This window comes from Streptoalloteichus tenebrarius, assembly GCF_024171885.1.
Taxonomy (GTDB): Bacteria; Actinomycetota; Actinomycetes; order Mycobacteriales; family Pseudonocardiaceae; genus Streptoalloteichus; species Streptoalloteichus tenebrarius.
In genome coordinates this window covers 21948-45657 of record NZ_JAMTCP010000017.1, presented here as the reverse complement: position 1 = coordinate 45657, position 23710 = coordinate 21948, and the positions used below count along the sequence as shown (strand labels likewise).

At 72.8% G+C, this 23710-nt stretch carries 20 protein-coding genes; 9 read left to right on the top strand and 11 right to left on the bottom strand.

What is annotated here, in order from left to right; genetic code table 11:
• Positions 1 to 250: 250 nt before the first annotated feature.
• Positions 251 to 1285: an ABC transporter substrate-binding protein gene (locus tag LX15_RS15990; protein ID WP_253670387.1), complete on the top strand. Its 1035-nt coding sequence runs from the start codon at positions 251 to 253 to the stop codon at positions 1283 to 1285.
• 264 nt (positions 1286 to 1549) lie between these two features.
• Here LX15_RS15990 and LX15_RS15985 read toward each other — a convergent pair whose 3' ends face one another.
• A complete protein-coding gene (locus tag LX15_RS15985; protein ID WP_308213475.1) occupies positions 1550 to 2716 on the bottom strand; it encodes a 4-hydroxybenzoate 3-monooxygenase in 1167 nt (388 codons plus the stop codon).
• A gap of 221 nt (positions 2717 to 2937) precedes the next feature.
• On the opposite strand from LX15_RS15985, the gene LX15_RS15980 reads away from it, so the two are divergent.
• From LX15_RS15980 to LX15_RS15965, 4 genes are read left to right on the top strand one after another with little or no spacing between them, the layout of a single operon-like run.
• Entirely contained in the window at positions 2938 to 3960 is a 1023-nt protein-coding gene (locus LX15_RS15980; RefSeq protein WP_253670386.1) for an ABC transporter substrate-binding protein, read from the top strand.
• 11 nt (positions 3961 to 3971) lie between these two features.
• Positions 3972 to 4739, top strand: coding sequence for an ABC transporter permease (locus tag LX15_RS15975; RefSeq protein ID WP_253670385.1), 768 nt, complete (start codon positions 3972 to 3974; stop codon positions 4737 to 4739).
• On the top strand, positions 4736 to 5524 hold the full coding sequence (locus LX15_RS15970) for an ABC transporter permease (RefSeq protein WP_253670384.1): 789 nt from the start codon (positions 4736 to 4738) through the stop codon (positions 5522 to 5524). The genes LX15_RS15975 and LX15_RS15970 overlap by 4 nt, the downstream gene beginning before the upstream one ends.
• Positions 5525 to 5534: 10 nt before the next feature.
• Positions 5535 to 6533, top strand: a complete 999-nt coding sequence (locus LX15_RS15965) for an ABC transporter ATP-binding protein (RefSeq protein ID WP_301304697.1) — start codon at positions 5535 to 5537, stop codon at positions 6531 to 6533.
• A 228-nt stretch (positions 6534 to 6761) separates the two neighbouring features.
• On the opposite strand, the gene LX15_RS15960 is transcribed toward LX15_RS15965, so the two are convergent.
• Entirely contained in the window at positions 6762 to 7367 is a 606-nt protein-coding gene (locus LX15_RS15960) for a response regulator transcription factor (protein WP_253670382.1), read from the bottom strand.
• Positions 7364 to 8524 carry a sensor histidine kinase gene (locus LX15_RS33145; RefSeq protein ID WP_253670381.1) on the bottom strand — a complete coding sequence of 387 codons (1161 nt, stop codon included), beginning with the start codon at positions 8522 to 8524 and terminating at the stop codon, positions 7364 to 7366. Before LX15_RS33145 ends, LX15_RS15960 begins: the two co-directional genes overlap by 4 nt.
• A gap of 140 nt (positions 8525 to 8664) precedes the next feature.
• On the opposite strand from LX15_RS33145, the gene LX15_RS15950 reads away from it, so the two are divergent.
• Entirely contained in the window at positions 8665 to 9603 is a 939-nt protein-coding gene (locus tag LX15_RS15950; protein WP_253670380.1) for an ABC transporter ATP-binding protein, read from the top strand.
• Entirely contained in the window at positions 9600 to 10364 is a 765-nt protein-coding gene (locus tag LX15_RS15945) for an ABC transporter permease (protein WP_253670379.1), read from the top strand. Before LX15_RS15950 ends, LX15_RS15945 begins: the two co-directional genes overlap by 4 nt.
• A 461-nt stretch (positions 10365 to 10825) precedes the next feature.
• On the opposite strand, the gene LX15_RS15940 is transcribed toward LX15_RS15945, so the two are convergent.
• The 3 genes from LX15_RS15940 to LX15_RS15930 all read right to left on the bottom strand — a co-directional run bounded on the left by LX15_RS15940 (position 10826) and on the right by LX15_RS15930 (position 15156).
• On the bottom strand, positions 10826 to 13654 hold the full coding sequence (locus tag LX15_RS15940) for an FAD-binding and (Fe-S)-binding domain-containing protein (RefSeq protein WP_253670378.1): 2829 nt from the start codon (positions 13652 to 13654) through the stop codon (positions 10826 to 10828).
• A gap of 144 nt (positions 13655 to 13798) precedes the next feature.
• The gene (locus LX15_RS15935; protein ID WP_443729319.1) at positions 13799 to 14407 is read right to left on the bottom strand and encodes an LppU/SCO3897 family protein; all 609 of its coding nucleotides are present in this window, start codon (positions 14405 to 14407) and stop codon (positions 13799 to 13801) included.
• 248 nt (positions 14408 to 14655) lie between these two features.
• Complete coding sequence (locus LX15_RS15930) at positions 14656 to 15156, bottom strand: LppU/SCO3897 family protein (RefSeq protein WP_253670376.1); 501 nt, start codon at positions 15154 to 15156, stop codon at positions 14656 to 14658.
• Positions 15157 to 15410: 254 nt separating this feature from the next.
• On the opposite strand from LX15_RS15930, the gene LX15_RS15925 reads away from it, so the two are divergent.
• Together LX15_RS15925 and LX15_RS15920 are read left to right on the top strand one after the other, a co-directional pair.
• Positions 15411 to 17072, top strand: coding sequence for a DNA repair helicase XPB (locus LX15_RS15925; protein ID WP_253670375.1), 1662 nt, complete (start codon positions 15411 to 15413; stop codon positions 17070 to 17072).
• Between the two features lie 195 nt (positions 17073 to 17267).
• Positions 17268 to 17558 (top strand): PspC domain-containing protein, encoded by a 291-nt coding sequence (locus LX15_RS15920; protein ID WP_372502733.1) that lies wholly within the window; start codon positions 17268 to 17270, stop codon positions 17556 to 17558.
• Here the strand turns inward: LX15_RS15920 and LX15_RS15915 are convergent.
• From LX15_RS15915 to LX15_RS15890, 5 genes are all read right to left on the bottom strand, one after another.
• Entirely contained in the window at positions 17519 to 19147 is a 1629-nt protein-coding gene (locus tag LX15_RS15915; RefSeq protein WP_253670374.1) for a beta-N-acetylhexosaminidase, read from the bottom strand. The genes LX15_RS15920 and LX15_RS15915 overlap by 40 nt on opposite strands.
• A 1-nt stretch (position 19148) precedes the next feature.
• On the bottom strand, positions 19149 to 19997 hold the full coding sequence (locus tag LX15_RS15910; protein ID WP_253670373.1) for a carbohydrate ABC transporter permease: 849 nt from the start codon (positions 19995 to 19997) through the stop codon (positions 19149 to 19151).
• Positions 19994 to 20923, bottom strand: coding sequence for a carbohydrate ABC transporter permease (locus LX15_RS15905; RefSeq protein WP_253670372.1), 930 nt, complete (start codon positions 20921 to 20923; stop codon positions 19994 to 19996). Before LX15_RS15905 ends, LX15_RS15910 begins: the two co-directional genes overlap by 4 nt.
• A complete protein-coding gene (locus tag LX15_RS15900) occupies positions 20920 to 22227 on the bottom strand; it encodes an extracellular solute-binding protein (protein WP_253670371.1) in 1308 nt (435 codons plus the stop codon). The genes LX15_RS15905 and LX15_RS15900 overlap by 4 nt, the downstream gene beginning before the upstream one ends.
• 814 nt (positions 22228 to 23041) lie before the next feature.
• Positions 23042 to 23701, bottom strand: coding sequence for an O-methyltransferase (locus tag LX15_RS15890; RefSeq protein WP_253670370.1), 660 nt, complete (start codon positions 23699 to 23701; stop codon positions 23042 to 23044).
• Positions 23702 to 23710: the final 9 nt, after the last annotated feature.

Sequence of the window (23710 nt, the reverse complement as noted above, 5' to 3'; positions counted from 1 at the left end):
GGGCGGGGCGGCCACGGCCACAGCCCTCGGATCAGTCATTCCACTCCCTGGTCTGTTCCCCGTGGCGCCCGACACCCCAGTGCGGCGGAGTGTACTCACATCGAGCAACACCATCGGGTGACCGTCCGCCATTAGGCGGCACGAAGAGTGGGCCGTTGTCGGTCCAAATCGATCTGTTGTGAAGCCCCCACGCGTGATTAGGGTGACACCGCCACTCTCGGCGTACAGGACACTACGTGGAGTGAACAAAATGACGAGTTCGCCCTTCCGTGGGCAGGACGGCATTGCGCCGGTGTTCCCCCGAGTGCGACGGATCGCGACGTTGCTCACCACCGCGACCCTCGCGTTCACCGTCAGCGCGTGCGGGTTGTTAGGCGGCGGGTCGGCGGAACCCGGCGGCCCGAGCGACAAGGGACTGGAGCGGGCGAAGGTGGTCCTGGGCGCGCTGCCGGTGGCGGACGTGGCGCCGCTGCACATCGCCAAGGACAAGGGCTACTTCGCCGCCGAGGGCCTGGAGGTCGACATCCGGCCCGTGCCCAGCGGCCCCGAGGCGGTGACCCAGCTCGTGGGCGGCGCGCTCGACATCGCGTTCAGCACCTACCCGCCCTTCTACACCGCCACCGCCAGGGGCACCGGCAACCTGCGGATCGTGGCCGAGGCGCTCTCCGCCAAGGAGGGCACGGCGGTGCTCATGGCCACGCCCAACTCGCCGGTCAAGAAGCCGACCGACCTCGCGGGCCGCAAGGTGGCGGTGACGAGCAAGGGCAGCATCTCCGACGTCAGCGTGATGGCCGCGGCCAAGGTGCACGGCGTCGAGCCGTCCAGCATCACCTTCGTGGACATGCCGTTCCCGAACATGGAGGCGGCGATGGACCAGGGCAGCGTGGACGCGGCGCTGTTGGCCGAGCCGTTCATCACCAAGGCGTCCAAGAACATCGGCGCCCGCGAGGTGTTCGACACCGCGTCCGGTCCGACCGCGGGCCTGCCGCTGTCCGGGTACGGGGCGCGCGCGGACTTCGTCGAGCGGAACCCGAAGACGATCGCGGCCTTCCAGCGCGCGCTGTCCAGGGCGCAGGGCGAGGCCGAGGCGGACCGCCAGCAGGTCGAGGCGCAGCTCCAGAAGTACGCCAACATCGACGCCGAGACCGCGCGGCTGATGAAGCTGGGCAGCTACCCGACCACGCTGGAGGTCAACCGGCTCCAGCGGGTGCCGGACCTGTTGTTCGACTTCGGCGTGATCAAGAAGAGGGTCGAGGCCAAGGACCTCATCGTGCAGCCCCGGTGACGCGGGACGCGCGTCGGACGCCTCCGCCGGGGTGAGGTGGGCCGACCGCGCGAACGCGTCGCCGTGGCGGACCGGAGGTGGACGCGGCGGACTTTCGTCCCTGGCCGCCCCGCGCGGCCTCGGGTGAGAATCACCGCCGCCCGTTGGGGCACGACACGGGAGGCGTCCGGCCGTCACGCGCCGTCGGCCGGGCGCCCCCGCGCCCCACGCCGGTCACACCGGGGGCGCGAGGACCGCGCCGCCGGTGTGACGCGGGCGTCGCCCTCAGTCCTGCCCCAGGTAGTTCTCCGCGAAGACCGCCGCCGCGGCGGGTGAGGTGAGGAGGTGTTCCAGCCTGGCCACCGCCAGCCGCTGCCGGAACGAGCTGCCCGCGTCCCGCGAGGCGTGGATCACCTCGGTCATCCACTGGCAGAACTCCTGGCTCCGCCACACGCGCCGCAGGCAGGTCGCGGAGTAGTCGTGCAACAGCGCGTCGGACCCCTCGTAGTGCGCGACGAGCGCCTCGGCGAGCCGTTCCGCGTCGTGGGCGGCCAGGTTCATGCCCTTGCCGCCGACCGGCGTGATGATGTGCGCCGCGTCGCCGGCCAGGTAGAGCCGGCCGTAGCTCATCGGCTCGACGACGAAGCTGCGCATGTCGAGCACGCGCTTCTCGATGATCGGCCCCTCGGTGAGGGTCCAGTCCTCGTCGCGCAGGGCGAGCCGCTTGTGCAGCTCGGCCCAGACGCGCTCGTCGGGCCAGTTGTCGACGCTGTCGCCGACCGGGCACTGGAGGTAGAAGCGGCTCACCGTGCTGCTGCGCAGCATGTGGCCGGCGAAGCCGTCGGGGTGCAGGGCGTAGATGATCGCCTTGGTCGAGGGAGGGGCCTCGGCGAGGACGCTCAGCCAGCCGATGCCGTGCTCGTGGCTGTGCTCGGTCAGCGCGCCGGCGGGGACGCTGGCCCTGCTCACGCCGTGGAACCCGTCGCAGCCGGCGACGAAGTCGCAGTCCAGGCGCGTGGTCTCGCCGGTGGCCCCGTCGACGTAGGTCACCCACGGCCGGTCGGTGTCGAGGCCGTGCGGGCGCACGTCCGCCGCCTGGAAACGCAGGTCGCCCCCGGCGTCCAGGAACGCCGCGACCAGGTCGGTGACGAGTTCCTGCTGGGGGTAGACGTAGTGCCGCCGGCCGCCGTGGGCGGCCGAGTAGTTGATCTCGTGTCGCCGCCCGTCAATACGGAATTCACACGTCGTATGCGCGTCCGCCATTCGGAGGAGGCGATCCGCCAGCCCGAAGCGCCGCAGCATTTCCACGACTCTCGGCTCGATCAACCCGGCGCGGGCGCGTTGTTCCACGTGCGCGCGCGTATGGCGCTCGAGAACGACACAATCGACACCCGCTTTTCGCAACAAGTTGGCCACGATCAGCCCGGCCGGCCCGGCGCCGATCACCGCCACCCTGGTCCTGCCCACTCGAACCGGCCCGGCTGCCGCACCCGTGACCAGCGAGGAGTCCACGAGATCTTGAGACCGCACATACGGAAGGTATACGAACTTGCCCTATAGGATGTCTCCCGACCTCGTTACTTGAAGTGACAACTAGTGACTTTTAGTAATTCGGTCGTCCGCTGAATAACGGTGCACAACGCACAACCCATCCCCCAGGGAGTGCTGAAGAAATGCTGCGACGCTCCGGCTCCCCCGGTCGCCGGTCCCGCCAACCGCGTAGGTTCCTGAGCACGGCGGCCGCCGCCCTGCTCGCCGTCTCCCTCTCCGGGTGCAGCCTGCTCGGCGGGTCCGAGACGGCCTCGGGCGGCAACGACAAGGTCGAGAAGGCCAAGATCACGCTCGGCGTGATGAAGGCGATCGACGTCGCCCCGGTGCACCTGGCCATCAAGGAGGGCTACTTCAGGGCCGAGGGCCTCGAGGTCGAGCTCAAGACGATCAACGGTGGCGCCGACGCCGTGCCCCTGCTGTCCACCGGGGGCCTGGACATCTCCTTCGGCAACTGGATCTCCTTCTTCCAGGCCCACGCCAAGAAGGCCCTCGACCTGCGGATCGTCGGCGACGCCTACCAGGCCCGCCCCGGCATGTTCATGGTGCTGACCCGCCCCGGCAGCGGCATCGACGGGCCGAAGCAGCTCGCCGGCAAGACCGTCGCCGTGAACACCAGGAACAACGTCAACGAGCTGACGCTGCGGTCGGTCCTGGAGGCCAACGACGTCAAGTCCGACCAGGTCAAGTTCACGGAGATGGGCTTCCCCGACATGCCGGCGGCCCTGGCGAACAAGAGCGTCGACGCCGCGTCGGTGATCGAGCCGTACGCGACCCAGGCGCAGCGCAAGACGGGCGCCGCCGTCGTCATGGACTCGATGACCGGCCCGACCGCCGAGCTGCCGATCGCCGGCTACGTCAGCAGCGCCAAGTTCGCGCAGGAGAACCCGAAGACGGTCAAGGCGTTCCAGCGCGCGCTGAAGAAGGCCCAGGCCGAGGCGCAGGCCGACCGCAAGAAGGTCGAGGCGCAGCTCGTCGAGCAGCTCAAGATGGAGGAGGACGACGCCAAGCTCGTCAACCTCGGCACCTACCCGACGACGCTGGAGGCCAGCCGCCTCCAGCGGGTCGCCGACCTGATGAAGAACTACGGCGTGCTCACCGAGCCGCTGGACGTCAAGCCGCTGATCGTGGACGAAGCGACGAACTGAGCGAAGGGGCCATGCGGAGAACAGTTCGCGGGCTGGTCGGGCTGGTCGGCTTCCTCGCCGTGGGCGAGGTCGTCGGCCGGTCCGGCATCGCGCCCCCGGGGTACCTGCCCCCGTCGTCACTCGTCCTGACCCGGCTGGTCGAGCTGCTCGCCACCCGGTCGTTCGTCCTCGACCTGATCGCCACCGTGCTGGCGTGGGCGATCGCGCTGGGCATCGCGATCGCCGTCGCGGTGCCCGCCGGCCTGCTGCTCGGCACCGTGCCGGCGCTGCGGCACTGCGCCAGGTCGGTCATCGAGTTCCTGCGGCCCATCCCGTCCGTGGCGCTGATCCCGCTGGCGATCATGGTGTTCGGCATCGGCCCGGACACCAAGATCTTCCTGGCCGTGTACGCGGCGGTGTGGCCGATCCTGTTCAACACGATCTACGCGATGGACGAGGTGGACCCGCAGTTGGTCGACACCGCGCGGTCCTTCGGCCTCGGGCGCTGGCCCGTCCTGACCAGGGTGTCGCTGCCCAGCGCGGCGCCGTTCGTGGCCACCGGCATCCGGCTGTCGGCCTCGGTGGCGCTGGTCGTCGTGGTCAGCGTCGAGTTCCTGGCCGGCGGCAGCGGCGGCCTCGGCCGGTTCGTCCTGGAGTCCAGCAGCGGCAGCGGCCGGATGGACCTGGTGTTCGCCGGCATCGCCGTGGCCGGGATCGTCGGCTACCTGGTGAACGCCGGGCTGGAGTGGGCGCAGCGCAAGGCGTTCGTGTGGAGCGCCGCCACCGGGGAGGCGTCGTGAACGCCAAACTGAAGCAGTTCCTGCAACGCTGGGGCGTCTTCGCCGCGCTGGTGGTCGTCTGGGAGCTGGCCACCCGCGCCGCGGTCAGCCCGTTCTTCCCCACGCCGCTCACCATCCTGCGCACCATGCGGGACCAGTGGCTCTCCGGCCCCGCCTCCCGGCTGTTCCTGAGCGACGAGGTGTTTGGGGACGTGCTGCCCAGCGTCGGGCGGATGCTCGGCGGGTGGGCGTTGGCCTGCGTGATCGGCGTGGCCGTCGGCGTCGCGCTGGGCCGGTCCAGGGTGGCCATGGACTACGTCGGGCCGTTGCTGGCCTTCGCCAGGGCGATCCCGCCGCCCATGCTGGTGCCGGTCTTCCTGGTGCTGCTGTCGATCGGCACGCCGATGCAGCTCGCCACGATCATCTTCGGCACGCTGTGGCCGGTCGTGCTCAACGCCGTGGACGGCGCGCGGGCGGTGGACTCGGTCAAGGTGGAGACCGCGCGGGTCTTCCGGCTGCCGCGGCACCAGTGGCTGCTCGGCGTCGTGGTTCCCTCGGCGCTGCCGAAGATCTTCGCGGGGGTGCGGGTGAGCCTGTCCCTCGCGTTGATCCTGATGGTGATCTCGGAGCTGGTCGGCGCCACCAACGGCATCGGCTACCAGCTCATCTACGCGCAGCGGCAGTTCGACCTGCCCACGATGTGGGCGGGGATCGTGCTGCTGGGCGTGCTCGGGTACCTGTTCAACACGCTGCTGCTCGCCGGGGAGCGCCGGGCCCTGTCCTGGCAGCCGGCTGGGAGGGGATGACGTGCCGACCATGCTCGAGGTGACCGGGCTCGGCCACCGCTACCGCTCGAAGGACGGTGAGCACATCGCCCTCGACGGCCTGTCGTTCGACGTGAACGCGGGTGAGCTGGTGTGCATCGTGGGCCCGTCCGGCTGCGGCAAGTCGACGCTGCTGCGCTCGATCTCCGGGCTGATCCGCCCGACCAGCGGCCAGGTGCGGCTCCACGGCGACGTCGTCGACGGCGTTCCCTCGGACCTGGCGGTGGTGTTCCAGGACTACAGCCGCTCGCTGTTCCCGTGGCTGTCGGTGCAGCGCAACGTGGAGTTCCCGCTCAAGAAGTCGCTGGACAAGGCGGAGCGCCGCGAACGGGCGCGGCAGGCGCTGGAGCAGGTGGGGCTGGCCGGGGCCGCCGGCAAGTACCCGTGGCAGCTCTCCGGCGGCATGCAGCAGCGGGTCGCCATCGCCAGGGCGCTGGCCTACCGGCCGGCGCTGCTGCTGATGGACGAGCCGTTCGCGTCCGTGGACGCGCAGACCCGGTTCGACCTGGAGGACCTGCTGCTGAGGGTCCGTCGGGAGTACGACACGACGATCCTGCTGGTCACGCACGACATCGACGAGAGCGTGTACCTCGGGGACCGGGTCGTGGTGCTGTCGAAGTCCCCGGCCAGGGTGGTGCGGACGCTCGACGTCGACCTCCCGGCGCAGCGCGACCAGATCACGACGCGGGAGTCCGAGGCGTTCGTGGCGCTGCGTTCCGAGGTGGCGCGGCTGCTGCACGGCCAGCCGGCCGGGGACGCCCCGACCGGCAACGGGCGGCCCTCCGCGGGCAGGGCCCCGGCGAAGGGCAAGACGGGGACGGCCTCCTCGGCCGGCTCCACGGCGGCCTCCTCGGCCGGATCCTCGTCGGGTTCTTCGGAGAAGGCCGCGTCCGCGAAGGCGCAGCCCTCCCGCAACGGCCAGGCCGCCAACCGCAACCGGGGCAAGGGCAACGGCGCCAAGTCCCGCCGGCGTGGCAGGGCCCGCCGCTAGGGCTGACCGCGCCTGGTGACGTGACGCGCGCCCGCGTGCCACGGCTGGCATCCACCCAGCCGTCCGGCACGCGGGCGCGCCGCTGTCCAGACCCGGCGACGGCCGACGCCAGCCACGACCGGCCGGGTCGGCTGGGGACGATCAGTGCCGGCCGGGGTCGGTCAGTGCCGGCCCGGGTCGGTCAGTGCCAGCCGGGGTCGGTCAGTGCCGGCCGGGGGTCGGCCGGGGTCACAGCCAGCCCAGTTCCCAGGCCCGGCGGGCCGCCTCGAACCGCGTCTCGGCGTCCAGTTTGGACATCGCCGACGAGAGGTAGTTGCGCACCGTTCCCGCCGACAGGTTCAGTTTCCGCGCGATGGCCGACACCGCCGCTCCGTCACGGGCCTCGCGCAGCACGTCCAGCTCCCTCGGGGTCAGGGGGCACTCCCCGACGAGCAGCGCCTCGGTGGCCAGCCCCGGGTCGACGTAGCGACGGCCGGCGTGCGCCTGGCGCACCACGTCCGCCAGGGACTGCGCCTGCGCCGTCTTCGGCACGAACCCCAGCACGCCCGCCGACAACGCCCGGCGCAGCACACCGGGCCGCGCGTGGCGGGTGACGATGACGACCCGGGTGTCCGGCAGCTCCGCGCGCAGCGCCTCGGCCAGGCTGACCCCGTCCATGCCGGGCATCTCCAGGTCGAGGACGGCCACGTCGGGGCGCAGCGCCCGCGCCGCCGACAACGCCGCCGGGCCGTCGGCCACCTGCGCCACGACGTCGATGTCCGGTTCCAGCGCGAGCAACGCCGCGACCGCGCCCCGGATCAGGTGCTCGTCGTCGACGAGCAGGAGCCGGATCACGCGGCCGCTCCCCCGCCGGCCGGCACGGCCGCCCACACCCGGAACCGCCCGCCCGGCTCCGGCGCGGCGCGGAACCGCCCGCCCACGGCCTCCAGCCGGGCCGCCAGCCCGGCCAGCCCGGTGCCGTCGCCGGCCACCCCGGTCGCCCCGTCGTTCACCACGACCAACCGCACCTCCTCCTCGCTGGTCTCGAAGCCGATCGAACACTCGGTGGCCTGCGCGTGCCGGAGCACGTTGGTGATCGCCTCCCTGAGCACCGTGCCGAGCACGGCCTGCCGCTCGGGGTCCACGCCGTGCGGCTCGCCGGTGATCCGGCAGTGGATGCCGGCCGCGTGCAGCAGCGACCGGACACCGGTCAGCTCGGTGGCCAGGTCGGCGCGGCGGTAGCCCCGCACCACCTCGCGGACCTCCCGCAGCGCGTCCTGCGCGGTGTCGCGCACCTCGGTCATGGCCTCCCGCGCGGCGGCGGCGTCGGGCAGCCGGGTGGCCAGCTCGGCCTTGAGCGCGATGACCTCCAGGCTGTGGCCGAGGATGTCGTGCAGGTCGGCCGCGAACCGCAGCCGCTCCGTGACCACGGCCAGCTCGGCCTCGGTGGCCCTGGCGCGGTCGAGCTGGAGGCCGACGTCCCACAACCAGACCTGCATCGGCGCGGGCCAGACCATCATGGCGGCGAAGAGCAGGACGGGCACGAGGAGGGCGGGGCGGAACCCCCCGACCTGGGACAACGCGAGGGTCGACACCACCATCACGGCACCCTGGACCCACCGCTGCACGCGGGGCAGCAACGCGGCGACCGCGCCCGCCGTCGCCAGGGGCGGGACGCTCCACGCGAGGAGCGGGTGGGTGTCGACCGCGACGGCGGCTCCCCAGAGCGCCAACGAGTACCCCTGCGTGACCAGGATTCCCCGGTCCCGCCAGTGCGCGTGGCCGTAGCCGTTCATGCCGCGCATCAGCAGCCAGCCGTGCAGCAGCGTGAACACGAGGAGCAGCGGGAGGAACACCGCCCAGCCGGGGGACGCCTTCGTCGCCTGGACCACCGCCAGCACCGGAGCCAGGGGAATGAGGAGGGCGTACGCCAGCAGCGACCACCTGGTGAACGCCCGCAGCCCCCGCAGGCGGTCGGGCGGTCCGGTCGAGCTCGTCGTTGTCCCACGCACGACCGGGCACGCTACCCAGCGGCTTCACTCGTTCGGGTGCACCCATGACAGATGTCATCGGTGGCGCCGGGTGTTCCGCACGGCGGATCGGTGCGCACGGGCACTGGGGAGGGGCGCGGTGGCCGGACAGCATCGTCACCGTGACGGAGTTGGTGATCGAGACGACCGGGTTGCGCTGCCGGTACGGCTCGTTCGAGGCGGTGCGGGGCGTCGACCTCGCGGTGCGTCGGGGCGAGCTGTTCGCGTTGCTGGGCACCAACGGCGCGGGCAAGACGACCACGATGGAGACGCTGGAGGGCCACCGGGCGGCCAGCGCGGGCACCGTGCGGGTCCTCGGGATGGACCCGGTGGTCGACAAGGCCCGGCTGCGGCCCCGGGTCGGGATCATGCTTCAGGAGAGCGGCTTCGCCGGGGAGCTGACCGTGGCCGAGACCGTGGAGCTGTGGCGCTCGGTGACCACGGGCGGCGCCGGCGACCGGCGGGGCCGGTTCGACGTGCTGGACGCGCTCGACCTCGCCCACCGGTCCGGGGTGATGGTCAAGCAGCTCTCCGGCGGCGAGAAGCGCCGCCTCGACCTGGCGCTGGCCGTGCTGACCCGGCCGGAGCTGCTGTTCCTCGACGAGCCGACGACCGGGCTGGACCCGGAGTCCCGCCGGCGCACCTGGGACCTGGTCCGGGCGCTGCGGGGCGAGGGAACCACGGTGCTGCTCACCACGCACTACCTGGAGGAGGCCGAGGAGCTGGCCGACCGGCTCGCGATCATGCACCGGGGCGTGGTGGCGGTCGAGGGCACGTTGGGCGACGTGCTGGCCACCGAGCCCTCCCGCATCTCGTTCCTGGTGCCGGACGGGCTGTCCGTGGCCGACCTGCCGGGCCTCCCCTCGGTGCTGTCGCGCGAGGTGGTCGACGGCCGGGTGGAGCTGAGCACCGCCGACCTCCAGCAGGACCTGGGCGTGCTGGTCGGGTGGGCGAACGCGCGGGGAGTCCGGCTGCCGCGGCTGCGGGCCAGCCAGGCGTCGCTGGAGGACGTGTTCCACAACGTGCGGGGAATGGTCGAGCGGGCGGGAGTGGCGGCATGAACCTGGCACACGCGATGGCGTTGGGGCGCACCGAGTTCCGGTTGCTGCGACGCAACAAGCTGGTCGCCAGCATCGCGGTGGCCATGCCGCTGGTGGTCGGCCTCGCGCTGGTGACCAACGGGGGCAGCTTCGGCGAGCAGGGCTGGGGCATGGCAGCGGCGGTCCAGGTGCTCCAGATCCTGTTGATGACGGTGTACCTGACGGTCACGACCGCGCTCACCGCGCGGCGGCAGGACCTGTTCCTCAAGCGGCTGCGCAGCGGCGAGCTGTCCGACGTGACGATCCTGGTCGGCCTCGTCGGTCCGGCGGTGCTGTTGGCGGTCGTCCAGGTCGTGCTGCTGCTGGGCGCCACGGTGGCCGTCGACGCCACTCCCCCGCGCAACCCGCTGCTGGTCGCGGCGGCGGTGGTGCTCGGAGCCGTGATGTTCGCGGCGGCCGGGATGGCCACGACGGTGTTCACGCCGAACCCGGAGACCGCGCAGATCACGACGATGCCGGTGTTCCTCGGCGCGATGCTGGCGGTGTTCGTCTCGATGATCACCAGGACCGAGACCGTGCGGTGGGTGCTGCTGGCGATCCCCGGCGGAGGGATCACCGAGTTGATCAGGACGGGCTGGGTGGGCGCCCGGTGGGACGGCACGCGGGTGGGGTTCGCGGAGCAGCTCGCCTCGGCGCTGCCGGCGCTGGGCGCGTCCGTCCTGTGGTCGGCGGTGGCGGTCCTCGCGGCGTGGCGGTGGTTCCGCTGGGAGCCCCGACGCTGACGACGGCGACCGGACGGGAAGGTGGGGAGGGGTCCTCGGACCCCTCCCCACGCTTCGTGCGGGACCGCCCGCGTGGAACCGCACCCGTGTGGGAGCACCCCGTGCGGGAGCGCCTGCCGCGCGAGTCCGGGCCGGCCGTCTGGCCAACGGTGCGACGGCGAGCACGACGGAGGCCGCCTACCGCGCCCAGGTCGGCCACTCGGACTGGTGACTTCGCTGTCTTTCCACCCGGCGGAGTGATCGACCGCCCCCGGGTTCTGTCAGACCTCCGTGAGACGTTGGGAGTGGGGGTTTCGCTTCTCCCCCCATACCCTTGGGGTGGGGATAAGACTGTTGTGCCGCACGTGCCGTGCCGCATGCGATGCGGCGCGGGGCGGTTGCGGCGCTCGTCGCGCTTGGCGGGGCGGGACAGGTCGGGGCGGGGCGGGGCCAGTCGGGTGGGAGGCAGCGGCAGCGAGAGTTCACCGCCCGGCCTCTCTGTCCACTTCGGACTGTTCGGTTTCGCCGAGCAGCGCGGCTCTCAGGGCTTCGGCGGTGTGGACGACCCGGCGGCCCGCCAGTTGTTCGATCTGGGTGCGGCAACTGAAGCCGTCCGCGACCACCGTCGCGTCGGGGGCCCGGTCGAGGGCGGGCAGCAGCTCGTGGGCGGCGACCTTCGTCGAGACCTCGTAGTGGCCGCGCTCGAAGCCGAAGTTGCCCGCGAGCCCGCAGCAGCCGGTGTTGAGCAGGTCCGCCGAGTACCCGGCCCCGCGCAGCAGGCCCACGTCCACGGCCGCGCCGGTGGTCGCGCGTTGGTGGCAGTGCTGTTGCACCAGCACCGGCGGGGACGGAACGCGTTCCGCGCCCGCCCGGCCCGGCAGGACGCCCTCCGCGCCGACCAGCTCGGCGAAACCCCGGGTCGCCTCCGCCACCCGCCGCGCCCGCTCGTCGTCGGGCAGCAGGTCGAGCAGGTCGGTGCGCAGCAGCGTGGTGCAGCTCGGTTCCAGCCCGACCAGGGGCGCGCCGTCGGCCAGGAGTGGGTCGAGCGCGGCCACGGTCCGGCGGGCGACCCGGCGCGCGATCCCGAGCTGGCCGGTGCTGACCCAGGTCAGCCCGCAGCAGAGGGAGCCGTCGGGCACCACGACCTCGAAACCGGCGGCCTCCAGCACCTCGACGGCGGCCCTGCCGACCCGGGGGACGAACGCGTTGGTGAAGGTGTCGACCCACAGGACGACCCGGCGCCCGGTCGGGCGGACCGGGGGCCGGCGGCGCCACCAGCGGCGGAACGGCTCGTCGGCGAAGCGGGGCAGCGGGCGTTCCGGCGCGAGGCCGCCGGCCCGTGTGATCAGGGGCGCCAGCCGTGAGCCGGTCACCGCGTTGACCGCGCCGGGGGCGGCGGAGGCCAGCCGCGCCCACAGCGGCAGCCAGCCCATGGACCAGTGGGACAGCGGACGGGGCCGCCAGCGGTAGTGGTGGTGCAGGAACTCCGACTTGTAGCTGGCCATGTCGACGCCGACCGGGCAGTCGACCAGGCACCCCTTGCAGGACAGGCACAGGTCGAGGGCCTCGCGGACCTCCGGCGACCGCCAGCCCCCCGTGACCAGCTCGCCGCGCAGCATCTCCCCGAGGACCCGGGCCCGTCCCCGCGTCGAGTCCTTCTCGTCGTGGGTGGCGCGGTAGCTCGGGCACATGACCCCGCCGTGGTCGGTGCGGCACTTGCCGACGCCGACGCAGCGGCGCACCGCGCGGCGCAGGTCGCCCTGGTCGTGGCGGAGGGCGAGCAGGGTCGTGACCGGTCGGGTCGGGGTGACGCGCAGGTCGGCGTCCAGCGGCCGTGGGCGGACGACGACGCCGGGGTTCATCCGGTCGTCGGGGTCCCAGTACCCCTTGAACGCGGCGAACGCGGCGAGGACGCGCTCGCCGTACATGCGGGGCAGCAGTTCGGAGCGGGCCTGACCGTCGCCGTGCTCGCCGGACAGGGAGCCGCCGTGCGCGACGACCAGGTCGGCGGCCTCCTCCATGAACGCGCGGAACCCGCGGCGGCCGGGCGCGGTCAGCAGGTCGAAGTCGATCCGGGTGTGCAGGCAGCCCTCGCCGAAGTGCCCGTACACCAGGCCGCTCCTGCCGTGCCTGGCCATCAGGTCGTCCATGTCCCGCAGGTAGTCGGCCAGGGCGTGCGGGGGGACGGCGGCGTCCTCCCACCCCGGCCACGCCTCGCTGTCGTCGGGCAGGCGGGTGGCCAGCCCCGCGCCCTCCTCCCTGATCCGCCACACGGCGCGTTGGGCGGCGGGGTCGGTGACGACGACGGCGTCGAGGGCGCCGGCGTCCCTGGCGGCCGTGGCCAGGGCCCTGGCGGTGGCGTCGTCGGCGGCCTCCAGCAGCAGCCAGGCCCGGCCGGCGGGCAGCACGCCGTCGGGGACGGCGCCCGGTCGCAGGGACCGCAGTGTCTCCGCGAGTCGGTGGTCCATGCCCTCGCAGGTCAGGGGGCGGGGTTCGAGCACGGTGGGCACGGAGGCGGCGGCCGCGACCGCGTCGGGGTAGCCAGCCACGACCAGTCTCGGGGCGGTTGGGGCCTCGACCAGGCGGAGGGTCGCGCCGAGCACGAGGCCGCAGGTGCCCTCGGCGCCGACGAGCGCCCTGGCGAGGTCGCGGCCGTTCTCCGGCAGCAGCCGGTCGAGGGCGTAGCCGGACACCTGCCGACCGAACCGGCCCAGCTCGGTGCGGATCTCGGCGAGGTGGGCGCGGACCAGGGACTCCAGTTCGGCGGGCAGCGCGCCCCTGCCGACGACGCGCCGGTCGCCGTCGTAGCGCAGGACGTCCAGCTCGACGACGGCGTCGGAGGTGCGGCCCCAGGCGATCGAGTGCGAGCCGCAGGCGTCGTTGCCGATCATGCCGCCGATCGTGCAGCGGGCGTGGGTGGACGGGTCGGGGCCGACGCGCAGGCCGTGCCGGGCGGCGGCCCGGTTCACCTCGTCCAGGACCGCGCCAGGTTCGACCACGGCGACGCCGGCCTCGGGGTCCACCTCCAGCACGCGGTTGACGTGCCGGGACAGGTCGAGGACGACGCCCTCGCCGATGGCGTTGCCGGCGACGCTGGTGCCTCCGCCGCGCGGGGTGAGGGGCGCTCCGTGTTCGCGGCACACCGCGACGGCCGCCACCACGTCGTCGACGTCCCGGGGGAAGACCACGCCGCGCGGCACGCGGCGGTAGTTCGAGGCGTCCGCGGAGTACTCCGCGCGTCGTCGGGTGGAGAAGTCCACCTCGCCGCGCACCGCCGCCCGCAGGTCCCGCTCCAGTCGATCTCCGCGCACGTCCCCAGCCTGCCCCACGCGGCCGTGGGCTGGCGAAGCTCTGTCCGTCGCCGTCGCCGTCACCGGCGGCGCCCGCGCCTGCCGGCGTCCCACCCCGGTGGTGTTCTCGCCTGCCGGCGCCTGCCCCGGTGGGGTCCTGCGCGGTCAGCGCACCTCAGCCATGCAGTAGGTGGTCGGGGGCTCCACGTAGGTCAGCGCGGTGCCGTCGCCGCAGGCGGCCCGGTCCGCGACAGGGAGCACCTTCACCACCCTGACGTCGGCGCGTCCGCCGTCGCAGGGCACGCGTTCCACGTCGCTGTCGTCCCTGACGCCGTCGCTGACGTGGTAGCAGGCCCCCTCGACGAGGTTCAGCGTCATGCACGCCTTGAACCCCCTGCCCAGGGGTCGGCGTTCCCAGTACTCGCTGTAGTCCTCGTCCGGGCACCTGTCGGCGCTGGAGTCCAGCACCTTGGCGACCTTGAGCCGCGCCTGCGGGGAGTCGCAGGGGAAGTGCCGCAGCGAGGCGTCGTCGCCGGGGTTGACGATGTCGACGCAGTCTCCGACGGCGGGGCGCTTCCCGGCGGCGTTCCTGGCGGGCGCCGTCGAGCTCGCGGAGGCCTCCCGGTCGGCCGCCTCCATGGCCCTGGCGGTGGCCAGCCCGGCCGCGACGACCGCGCCCACCAGCAGCACCGCGCCGACGCCGAGGCCGACCCACAGGGCGGTGCGGCGCTTCGCGGGCGGCGGCGGGGGCGGCGGCGGGGGCATGGGCGGCATCGGCACGGGCGGCATCGGTACGGGGCCAACCCCGGGCGGGGCCGACGACCCCGAGGTCGGCCCGGGGGCCGCCCCCGGGCCGTCCTGGTCCGGCTGGGGCGGGGTGACGCTCATCATGTCCTCTCCACAGGTGCGCCCCGGGCGGGGCGGAAACGTCAGTCGCGGCGGGGCTGGCGACCAGGGCGGCGACAATCGTCCGCCTTCGGTGGCCCGTTCTCCCGCTGATTTCGCCGAACAGCGGCGAATGGTCACGGTTTGAGGAAACAGAGCGTGGCGGCGGGCTCGGTGAACACCCGGGCGAACCCCTGGGGCGCGGTGCACAGGGCGCGGTCCGCCCGCCCCTCGACGACCCGGCCGACGCGCACGGTCCACTCGCCGTCGCAGCCGATCCGGCTCAGCTCGGCGTACCTGCTGCCGTCGCCGCCCGCGAAGCAGTCGCCCTCCCTGGCGTTGGGCATGAGGCAGAGCGTGTGGTCGGCCAGCCGGCTGTGCTCCTGGCTGATCCAGTCGTAGTCGCCGGTCGGGCAGGACGCGTCGGCGGCGGCGATGACCTTGGCGACGCGGTACCGGGAGCCGGTGGCCGAGCAGTCCAGCACCACGACGCCCCGGCCGGTGAGGTCGACGCAGTCGCCGACGCCGAGCCGCTGGGCCCCCTCGGCCGAGAAGTGCAGGACCAGCACGGCGCCGACTCCCGACAGCACGAGGACGAGCCCCAGCAGGACGGCGAGCCGGGTGACGCGGGCAGACATTGCCACCTTCCGGGAACAACGCTGAGAACGACACGGAAAACGACGCGGCGCGTGGGGATCACGACCGGGCCAACGCGTGGTGACGCCCAGCCTAATTTCGTCTCCGGCGGCGTTCCCACGCGTTCCGTTTTCGATTCCCGACCGTGATCCGCGGGCCGCGCGGCGCGACCGGCCGGTCACCGCCGGTGATCACTCTGCTCCGGATGGAAGACTGGAACCCGCCGCCGAGTGCGTCGAGGGAGTGTCGAGAACCCGTGACCGACGGACCACTGATCGTCCAGAGCGACAAGACCCTGCTGCTGGAGGTCGACCACGAGCTGGCCGACGAGGCCCGCACCGCGATCGCGCCGTTCGCCGAGCTGGAGCGGGCGCCCGAGCACGTGCACATGTACCGGGTGACCCCGCTGGCCCTGTGGAACGCGCGCGCCGCGGGGCACGACGCCGAGCAGGTGGTCGACGCGCTGGTCCGGTTCTCCCGCTACCCAGTCCCGCAGCCCCTGCTGGTCGACGTCGTCGACACCATGGGCCGGTTCGGCCGGTTGCAGCTCATGAACCACCCCGCGCACGGCCTGGTGATGGCCTCGCTGGACCGCGCGGTGCTGGAGGAGGTGCTGCGCAACAAGAAGATCAGCCCGATGCTGGGCGCCCGGCTGGACGAGGACACCGTCCTGGTGCACCCGAGCGAGCGGGGCCGGCTCAAGCAGGCCCTGCTGAAGGTGGGCTGGCCGGCCGAGGACCTCGCCGGCTACGTCGACGGCGAGCACCACCCCATCGCGCTCGCCGAGGACGGCTGGCAGCTCAGGGACTACCAGCGCCAGGCGGCCGAGGCGTTCTGGGCGGGCGGCTCCGGGGTGGTCGTGCTGCCCTGCGGCGCGGGCAAGACGCTGGTCGGCGCGGCGGCCATGGCGCGGGCGCAGGCGACCACGCTGATCCTGGTGACGAACACGGTCGCCGGCCGGCAGTGGAAGCGGGAGCTGGTGGCCAGGACCTCGCTGACCGAGGACGAGGTGGGCGAGTACTCCGGCGAGAAGAAGGAGATCCGGCCGGTCACCATCGCCACCTACCAGGTGATCACGCGGCGGACGAAGGGCGAGTACCGGCACCTGGAGCTGTTCGACTCCAGGGACTGGGGCCTGGTGATCTACGACGAGGTGCACCTGCTGCCGGCCCCGGTGTTCCGGATGACCGCCGACCTCCAGTCGCGGCGGCGGCTGGGCCTGACCGCGACGCTGGTGCGCGAGGACGGCCGCGAGGGCGACGTGTTCTCGCTGATCGGGCCGAAGCGCTACGACGCGCCGTGGCGGGACATCGAGGCGCAGGGCTGGATCGCCCCCGCCGACTGCGTCGAGGTCCGGGTGACGTTGACCGACGCCGAGCGCCTCGCCTACGCCACCTCGGACCCGGAGGAGCGGTACAAGGTCTGCGCGACCGCGCGGACCAAGCTGCCGGTGGTCAGGGCCATCCTGGACCGCCACGCCGGCGAGCCCACCCTCGTGATCGGCGCCTACCTGGAGCAGTTGGAGGAGCTGGGCGCGGCGCTGGACGCCCCGGTGGTGCAGGGCTCCACGCGCAACAAGGAGCGCGAGGCCCTGTTCGACGCGTTCCGCAGGGGTGAGCTGCGCACGCTGGTGGTCTCCAAGGTCGCCAACTTCTCCATCGACCTGCCGGAGGCGTCGGTCGCGGTGCAGGTCTCGGGCACGTTCGGGTCCCGGCAGGAGGAGGCGCAGCGCCTGGGTCGGCTGCTGCGGCCGAAGGGTGACGGCCGCCAGGCGCACTTCTACTCGGTGGTGTCCCGCGACACGCTCGACACGGACTACGCCGCGCACCGGCAGCGGTTCCTGGCCGAGCAGGGGTACGCCTATCGGATCATGGACGCCGACGACCTCCTCGGCCCCGCCCTCCCCGAGATCGGCTGAGTCTCGGGACCGGCTGAGTCTCAGGACCGGCTGAGTCTCGGGACCGGCCGAGTCTCGGGACCGGCTGAGTCTCGGGACCCGCTGGGCCCCCGAGGTCGGCTGGGGGCGGCCCCGGGGCCGCTCCGGGTGGGTTCCGGGTCGGGACCGGGGTGGTCCCCGATGCCGCGCGGGGTGCCGCCGGGCGAGGCTGGTGCCATGTTCGAGAACACGACTTTCGAGAGCGCGGCGCGGCGGGTCGGCGGCAAGGTCGGCGAGTTCGGCGAGACGGTGCGGGACGGGATGGACAACGCCGGCAGGGCCGTCCGCCGGTTCCGCCGCAGCCGCACCGACCGGATGCTCGGCGGGGTGTGCGGGGGCGCGGCCACGAGGCTGGGGGTGGACGCCGCGTTGCTGCGGATCCTGCTCGTGGCCGCGACCCTGTTCGGTTTCGGCGCGGGCGGCCTGCTCTACGTCGCGTGCTGGCTGCTGGTCCCCGAGGAGGACTGAGCGCGGGCCCTGGGCCGTCCCGGCACGCCGGGGCGGGTCTGCCACGGCAGCGGACCCGTCAGGGGGCGGTACTCCACGCCGAGCGCGTCCAGCCGGGGCAGGTGGTGCTCGGCGAGGCGGCGCTCGAAGTCGGCGAGGTCCCTGGCCTCCCTGGGGCTCCACACCACCTCGGCGAACGCGACCAGGCGGGGGAAGGCCGCGTAGTCGACCCTGCGGGGCGAGTCGAGGTGCTCGGTCCACACCTGGGCCTGCGAGCCGAGGACGCGGTGCGCGGTGGCCGCGTCGAGGCCCGCGGGCAGCGGGTCGTAGCGGTAGAAGTCCTGCAACGTGCTCAGGAAGCCCACCGGGACGGGTTCGTCCGGGTGCTCCGACTGCCGGTGGTCGAGGTAGACGTGCTGTTCGGGGCACATGACGACGTCGTAGCCCTCGGCGGCGGCCATGGCTCCGGCCTCCTCGCCGCGCCACGACGCCACGATGGCCCCCTCGGGCATGGCGCCCTCCGCCATCTCGTCCCAGCCGAGGACGCGCCGCCCGTGGTCGGCCAGCCGCTCGGCCATCTGCCGCAGGAACCAGCCGTGCAGCTCGGTGACGTCGGCCAGGCCCAGTTCGGCCGCGCGGCGCCGGGCCTCGGGGCTGCGCTGCCACTGGACGGTGGGCACCTCGTCGCCGCCGATGCACACCACCGGCGACGGGAAGACGTCGACGACCTCGTCGAAGACGTTCTGGAAGAACTTGACGGTGGAGTCCGACATGTTCAGGACGTTCTCGCTGACGCCCCACAGCGGCCACACGTCCAGCCGTTCCCCGGTGTTGCCCAGCTCGGGGTAGGCGGCGAGCGCGGCCTGCACGTGGCCGGGGACGTCGATCTCCGGGACGACGGTGACGCCGCGTTCCGCCGCGTAGGCGACGATCTCGTGCAGGTCGGCCTGGGTGTAGAAGCCGCCGTGCGGTCTGCCGTCGTGGCTGTCGTCGCGGCGCCAGCCCACCCGCGAGCCGTGCCGCCACGCGCCCACCTCGGTCAGCCGGGGGTAGCGCTTGATCTCCATGCGCCAGCCCTGGTCGTCGGTGAGGTGCAGGTGCAGCACGTTGAGCTTGTGCGCGGCGAGCAGGTCGACGAACCGCAGCAGCGCGTTCTTGGGCATGAAGTGCCGGGCGACGTCGAGCAGGCAGCCGCGCCAGCCGAACCTCGGCCGGTCGACGACGACGCCGCAGGGCAGGCTCCACCCTCCACTGTGGACGTTGGCGGCCCTGAAGGCGTCCGGTCCGAGGAGCTGCCGCACCGTCTGCGCGGCGTAGAACGCGCCGGCGGCGTCGGCCGCGGTCACCCTGACGACCTCGGGGGTGATCTCCAGCCGGTAGCCCTCCGCCTCCCGCACGACGCCCTGGTCGACCCGCAGCTCGATCCGGGCGTCCACAGTGGAGGGAGGAAGGGCGAGCCCGGTGGCGGCGCCGAGGACCTGGCGCAGCCACCGCGCGGCCGAGGCGGCCCCCGCGTCGGCGGCGAGGGTCGTTCCGGCGTCCAGGACGAACCGCCCCGGGGCGGGGGTGACCCCCACCGGCCGGGGGACCAGGCAGTCGAACGTGGTCATGTCAACCCTTCACGGCTCCGGCCAGCCCGGACACCAGGCGGCGTTGGACGAGGACGAAGAACACCAGCACCGGGATGGTCATCAGGGTCGATCCGGCCATGATGGCGCCCCAGTCGTTCTGGTCCGGCTTGAAGAACACCAGGATCGCCAGCGGCAGGGTCTGGCTCTCCTCGACGGTGACGAACGTCTTGGCGAACAGGAAGTCGTTCCAGGCGTGGATGAAGGACAGCACGCTGCTGGCGACCAGGCCCGGCGCGACGATCGGGAACAGGACCTGCCAGGTGAAGCGGAACCGGCTGGCCCCGTCGAGCGCGGCGGCCTCCTCCAGCTCCACCGGCACGGCGGCCACGAACCCCCTGAGCATCCAGACGGCGAAGGGCAGGCTGAACGCCAGGTGCACCAGCACGAGGGAGCCGAGGTGGTTCACGCCGAACACGGGGGCGGTCTCCCCCACGATCCGCATGACGAAGAACAGCGGGATGGTCAGCGCCTCGACCGGGACCATCTGCGCCACGAGCAGCATGACGAGCAGGACCGTCCTGCCCCTGAACCGGAAGCGGGTCAGCGCCACCGCCGCCAGGAACGACAGGACCAGCGACAGCGCCACCACGACGAGCGCGACGACCACGCTGTTGAGGAAGAACCGGCCGAACCCGGAGACGGTCAGCACCCGGTGGAAGTTGTCCCAGGTCGGCGCGAGGGTCCACGGCCTGGGGTTGGCCGACAGCACCTCGCCCTCGGGTTTGAGGGCGGTGAGCACCATCCAGTAGAGCGGGAACGCGACGACGCCGGCGATGACCACCGTCAGGACCTCGGCCGCCGCGCGGCCGGGACGACGCAACCACCTCATGCCAGCTCCTCCCCCCGGCGACGCAGGGCGCGGAGGTAGAACAGGGTGACGACGAGCAGCACCACGGTCATCACCACGCCGATCGCCGAGCCCAGCCCGTAGTCCGACGCCGCGAACGCCTGCTGGTAGGCGTAGACGTTGAGCACCAGGTTCTGCCCGGCGACGCCACCACCGCCGGTCATCACGTAGATCTGCGTGAACAGCTTGAAGTCCCAGATGATCGACTGGATGGTGGCCACCGCGATGAGCGGGCGGAGTAGGGGAAGGACCACGCTGCGCGTGGCGCGCCAGGTCGACGCGCCGTCCAGCGTGGCGGCCTCCAGCACCTCGGCGGGGATCGCCCGGATCCCGGCGTAGAGGGTGACCATGACGAACGGGAACGAACACCAGATCACCTCGCCCGCGACCAGGGCGAACGCCACGAGCTTGTCGTACGTCCAAGAGTAACCGGCCATGTCGTGGATACCGAGGCCGACGAGGACCTCGTTGACCAGGCCGAGGTCGGCGTCGAACAGGAACAGCCAGACCGTGGAGCCGGCCACCGCCGGGGTCGCCCACGCGCCGAGCGCGGCGAGGAACAGCAGGGTCCTGGGCACCGCCCGCACGCGGGAGGCCAGCACCGCGAGCGCCCCGCCGACGAGCAGGGTGCCGGCCACGCACGCCGCGGCGAAGGCCACGGTCTGCCCGAGCACCCCCCAGAACTGGGGTTCGGAGAACAGCCGCTGGTAGTTGTCGAAGCCGATGAAGGTCAGCGGCGCCCCCGCGCTGGCCTGCTCCTGCCCGTAGTCGTAGAACGAGATCAGGACGAGCTGGTACATCGGGTAGCCCAGCAGCCCGACCAGCACCAGCGCGGCGGGGGCGAGGTAGCGGGCCGCGGCGAGCGCGTCCCCCCTGCGGGTCGTCGTCATGCCGTCGCCCGCGCTCATGACCGGAAGGCCGCGTTCATGCGCTCCGCCGCCGCCCTCGTCGCCTCGGGCGCGGTCTTCGCGCCGGTGGCGATCTCCTGGACCGCGGTCGGCAGCACGGCCTGCGCGTCGATCTTCGCCCACGCCGGGGTGGCCGGCACGAACCGCGTGCCGGCGGCCAGGGTGTCGACGAACGGCCGCTGGAACGGCTGGCCCTCGGCGACCTCGCGCTGGAGGTCGGTGAACGTGGGCAGGTTCCCCATGGCCTCGAACATCTTCCGCTGGTACTTCTTGCCGGCCAACAGCTTCGTGAACGCGACCGCGAGGGTCCGGCGTTCGGTGCCGCGCAGCACCCCGAGGAGGTTGCCGCCGGCGAACGCGGGGGCGACCGAGCCTTCCCGCTCGCCCGGCAGCGGCACGACCGCGTACTTCCCGGCCGCGACGCCGGCGTCCACGGCCTTGCGGTTGAAGTCGCCGCCGACGGTCATCGCGGCCTTGCCGGCGGCGAACGCCTGCACGGAGGAGGAGCCGGTCATCTGCGCGCACTGCGCGGGCGGGCACACGTCGTCGCGCAGCAGCTCGGCGTAGCGGGAGATGCCGGCCCTCGCCGGCTCTTGGTCCACAGTGGACACCCAGTTCGCGCCGTCCCTGCGGGCGAGGTCGCCGCCCGCCGACCAGAGGAACGGCAGCATCGCGTAGGTGTACTTGCCGCCGACGGAGATGCCGTAGAGGTCGGGGCGGCGCTCCCTGATCCGGCGCGCGGTCTCCACCAGCTCGGCGGCGCTGCGCGGTGGGCGCAGGCCCAGCTCCTCGAAGACGTCGGTGCGGTAGTACAGCGCCCTGACTCCGACGTACCACGGGGTGGCGTAGGTCTTCCCGTCCACTCTGGCCGTGTCGAGGACGGACGGGGTGAGGTCCCTGGCCTCGGTCCACGACGCCAGGTCGGCGCCGAGGTCGGCGAAGCCGCCGGCGGCGACGTACCCGGCGAGGTCGGTGTTGCCGAACTCGGCGACGTCGGGCGCGCTCCTCGGGTCGTTGAAGGCGGCCTTGAACCGCTCCGCCCTGCTGTCGACCTGCACGTACTGCACGTCGACGCGGACGCCGGGGTGGGCGGACTCGAACTCGGCCGCCGCCTCGCGCACCACCGCCTCCTTGGGCGCGCGGTTGGCCTCGTCGAACAGCCAGACCCGCAGGGTCCCCGTGGCGTGGTCCGGGCTGTTGGCGGCGCCGCCGACCGGTTTCGACTGCACCGGGGCGCAGCCGACCGCGACGGCCGCGCCGAGCACGGCCGCCACGGCGCCCACCAGCCCTCGTCCGACCCGCATCCTCACCTCCGTTGCGCGATGTGCAACGCGCGTTTCGTTCTGGGCAATGTTTGGGGGATGGTAGGTCGCCTGTGGCCACCACCACAAGGTCTGGACCACTGCGGAAACGAGGGGCCGGCGCCCCCGGAGACGCGTGATGCCCCGTGCGACGTCCCTGAGTTCTGGGGGCCGTCGCAACTCTGGGGGGCCGTCGCAACGCCCCGACGATTCGGGAACGCGATGGACGTCCAGGTTCGGGCGGACAGGACGAAGGCCCAGGGGCCGAGAAAGCTCGCCAGGGAGCGGGAGTCCTATCTCGCCTTGGTGGAACGGGGACTCACCAACCGGCAGGTCCGTGCCAAGGTCGGCGGGAACGAGCGCAGGGGCCGGGGGTGGCGTCACGGGCGACCCGAGGACCTTCCGGGGTGCCCTGGTCAAGGCCATGCGCCACCGTGCCGCCCACCTCAGGCGGTCTCTGACCTGGGACCAGGGGGCGGAGATGGGTTTGCGCGATCAGCTCTCCCTGGCCACCGGCATCCCGGCCTTCTTCCGCGATCCGCGTTCACCCTGGCGGCGCGGCGCGGCTCGGCTCGAACGAGAACACGAACGGTGTGCCGCGCCAGCACTTCCCCAAGGGCGCCGATCTGTCGGTCCACGGCCGTCACACGCCCGGCCGGGTGGCCGCCGAACTCAACGGGCGTTCACGCGAGACGCTCGGCGGGGAAACCCCAGCCGAGCGTCTCGCTGAGCTGCCCCTGGCCGAAGCCAGGTGATCAACGGTGATGCGACGACCCCTTGAATTCGTCGGGCGCCAGGGGCGTCACGTGGGGGTCGGTCAGAGCTTGCGGGCCAACGTCAGCCCGTCGGCGATCGGGAGCATGACCAGCTCGACCCTCGGGTCGGCCAGGGCGTGCTCGTTGAACTCCTGGATCGCGCGGACCACCTCGTCCTCCGGCTCCTCCTGGAGCACCCGGCCGCCGGAGAACACGTTGTCCACCAGGATCACGCCGCCCTGGCGGGTGCGCGGCACGAGCTCCTCCCAGTAGTCGACGTAGCCGGTCTTGTCGGCGTCGATGAACGACAGGTCGACCGTGGGCTCGGCCGGCAGCGACCGCAGGGTCTCCACGGCCGGGGCCAACCGCAGCTCCACCCGGTCGTCGAGCCCGGCCATCGACCAGTAGCGCCGGGCGACGGAGGTGAACTCCTCGCTGACGTCGCAACAGAGCAGACGACCCCCGGGAGCCAGCCCCCTGGCGATGCAGATGGACGAGTAGCCGGTGAACGTGCCCACCTCCACCGCGGAGCGGACGCCGAGCAGCCTCGTGAGCAGGGTGAGGAACGTGCCCTGCTCCGGCGCGATCTGCATCGCGAACCGCTCGGGCAGCCGCAGGGCGGTCTCGTCGGCGAGGTCCCGCAGGAGCTGGTCCGGCGGGGTCCCGTGGGCGACCAGGTACTCGTGCAGCTCCGGGCTGAGCCCCTCGGAAATCTTGCTCATTGCGGCAGG

Excerpts from the sequence above, each read along its gene's own strand:
- LX15_RS15905 (WP_253670372.1), bottom strand. The coding sequence starts at position 20,923 with ATGAGCGCGGGCGACGGCATGACGACGACCCGCAGGGGGGACGCGCTC.
- LX15_RS15900 (WP_253670371.1), bottom strand. The coding sequence starts at position 22,227 with ATGCGGGTCGGACGAGGGCTGGTGGGCGCCGTGGCGGCCGTGCTCGGC.
- LX15_RS15965 (WP_301304697.1), top strand. The coding sequence starts at position 5,535 with ATGCTCGAGGTGACCGGGCTCGGCCACCGCTACCGCTCGAAGGACGGT.
- LX15_RS15990 (WP_253670387.1), top strand. The coding sequence starts at position 251 with ATGACGAGTTCGCCCTTCCGTGGGCAGGACGGCATTGCGCCGGTGTTC.
- LX15_RS15935 (WP_443729319.1), bottom strand. The coding sequence starts at position 14,407 with ATGCCGCCCATGCCCCCGCCGCCGCCCCCGCCGCCGCCCGCGAAGCGC.
- LX15_RS15945 (WP_253670379.1), top strand. The coding sequence starts at position 9,600 with ATGAACCTGGCACACGCGATGGCGTTGGGGCGCACCGAGTTCCGGTTG.
- LX15_RS15930 (WP_253670376.1), bottom strand. The coding sequence starts at position 15,156 with ATGTCTGCCCGCGTCACCCGGCTCGCCGTCCTGCTGGGGCTCGTCCTC.
- LX15_RS15910 (WP_253670373.1), bottom strand. The coding sequence starts at position 19,997 with ATGAGGTGGTTGCGTCGTCCCGGCCGCGCGGCGGCCGAGGTCCTGACG.
- LX15_RS15975 (WP_253670385.1), top strand. The coding sequence starts at position 3,972 with ATGCGGAGAACAGTTCGCGGGCTGGTCGGGCTGGTCGGCTTCCTCGCC.
- LX15_RS15980 (WP_253670386.1), top strand. The coding sequence starts at position 2,938 with ATGCTGCGACGCTCCGGCTCCCCCGGTCGCCGGTCCCGCCAACCGCGT.
- LX15_RS15920 (WP_372502733.1), top strand. The coding sequence starts at position 17,268 with ATGTTCGAGAACACGACTTTCGAGAGCGCGGCGCGGCGGGTCGGCGGC.
- LX15_RS15890 (WP_253670370.1), bottom strand. The coding sequence starts at position 23,701 with ATGAGCAAGATTTCCGAGGGGCTCAGCCCGGAGCTGCACGAGTACCTG.
- LX15_RS15915 (WP_253670374.1), bottom strand. The coding sequence starts at position 19,147 with ATGACCACGTTCGACTGCCTGGTCCCCCGGCCGGTGGGGGTCACCCCC.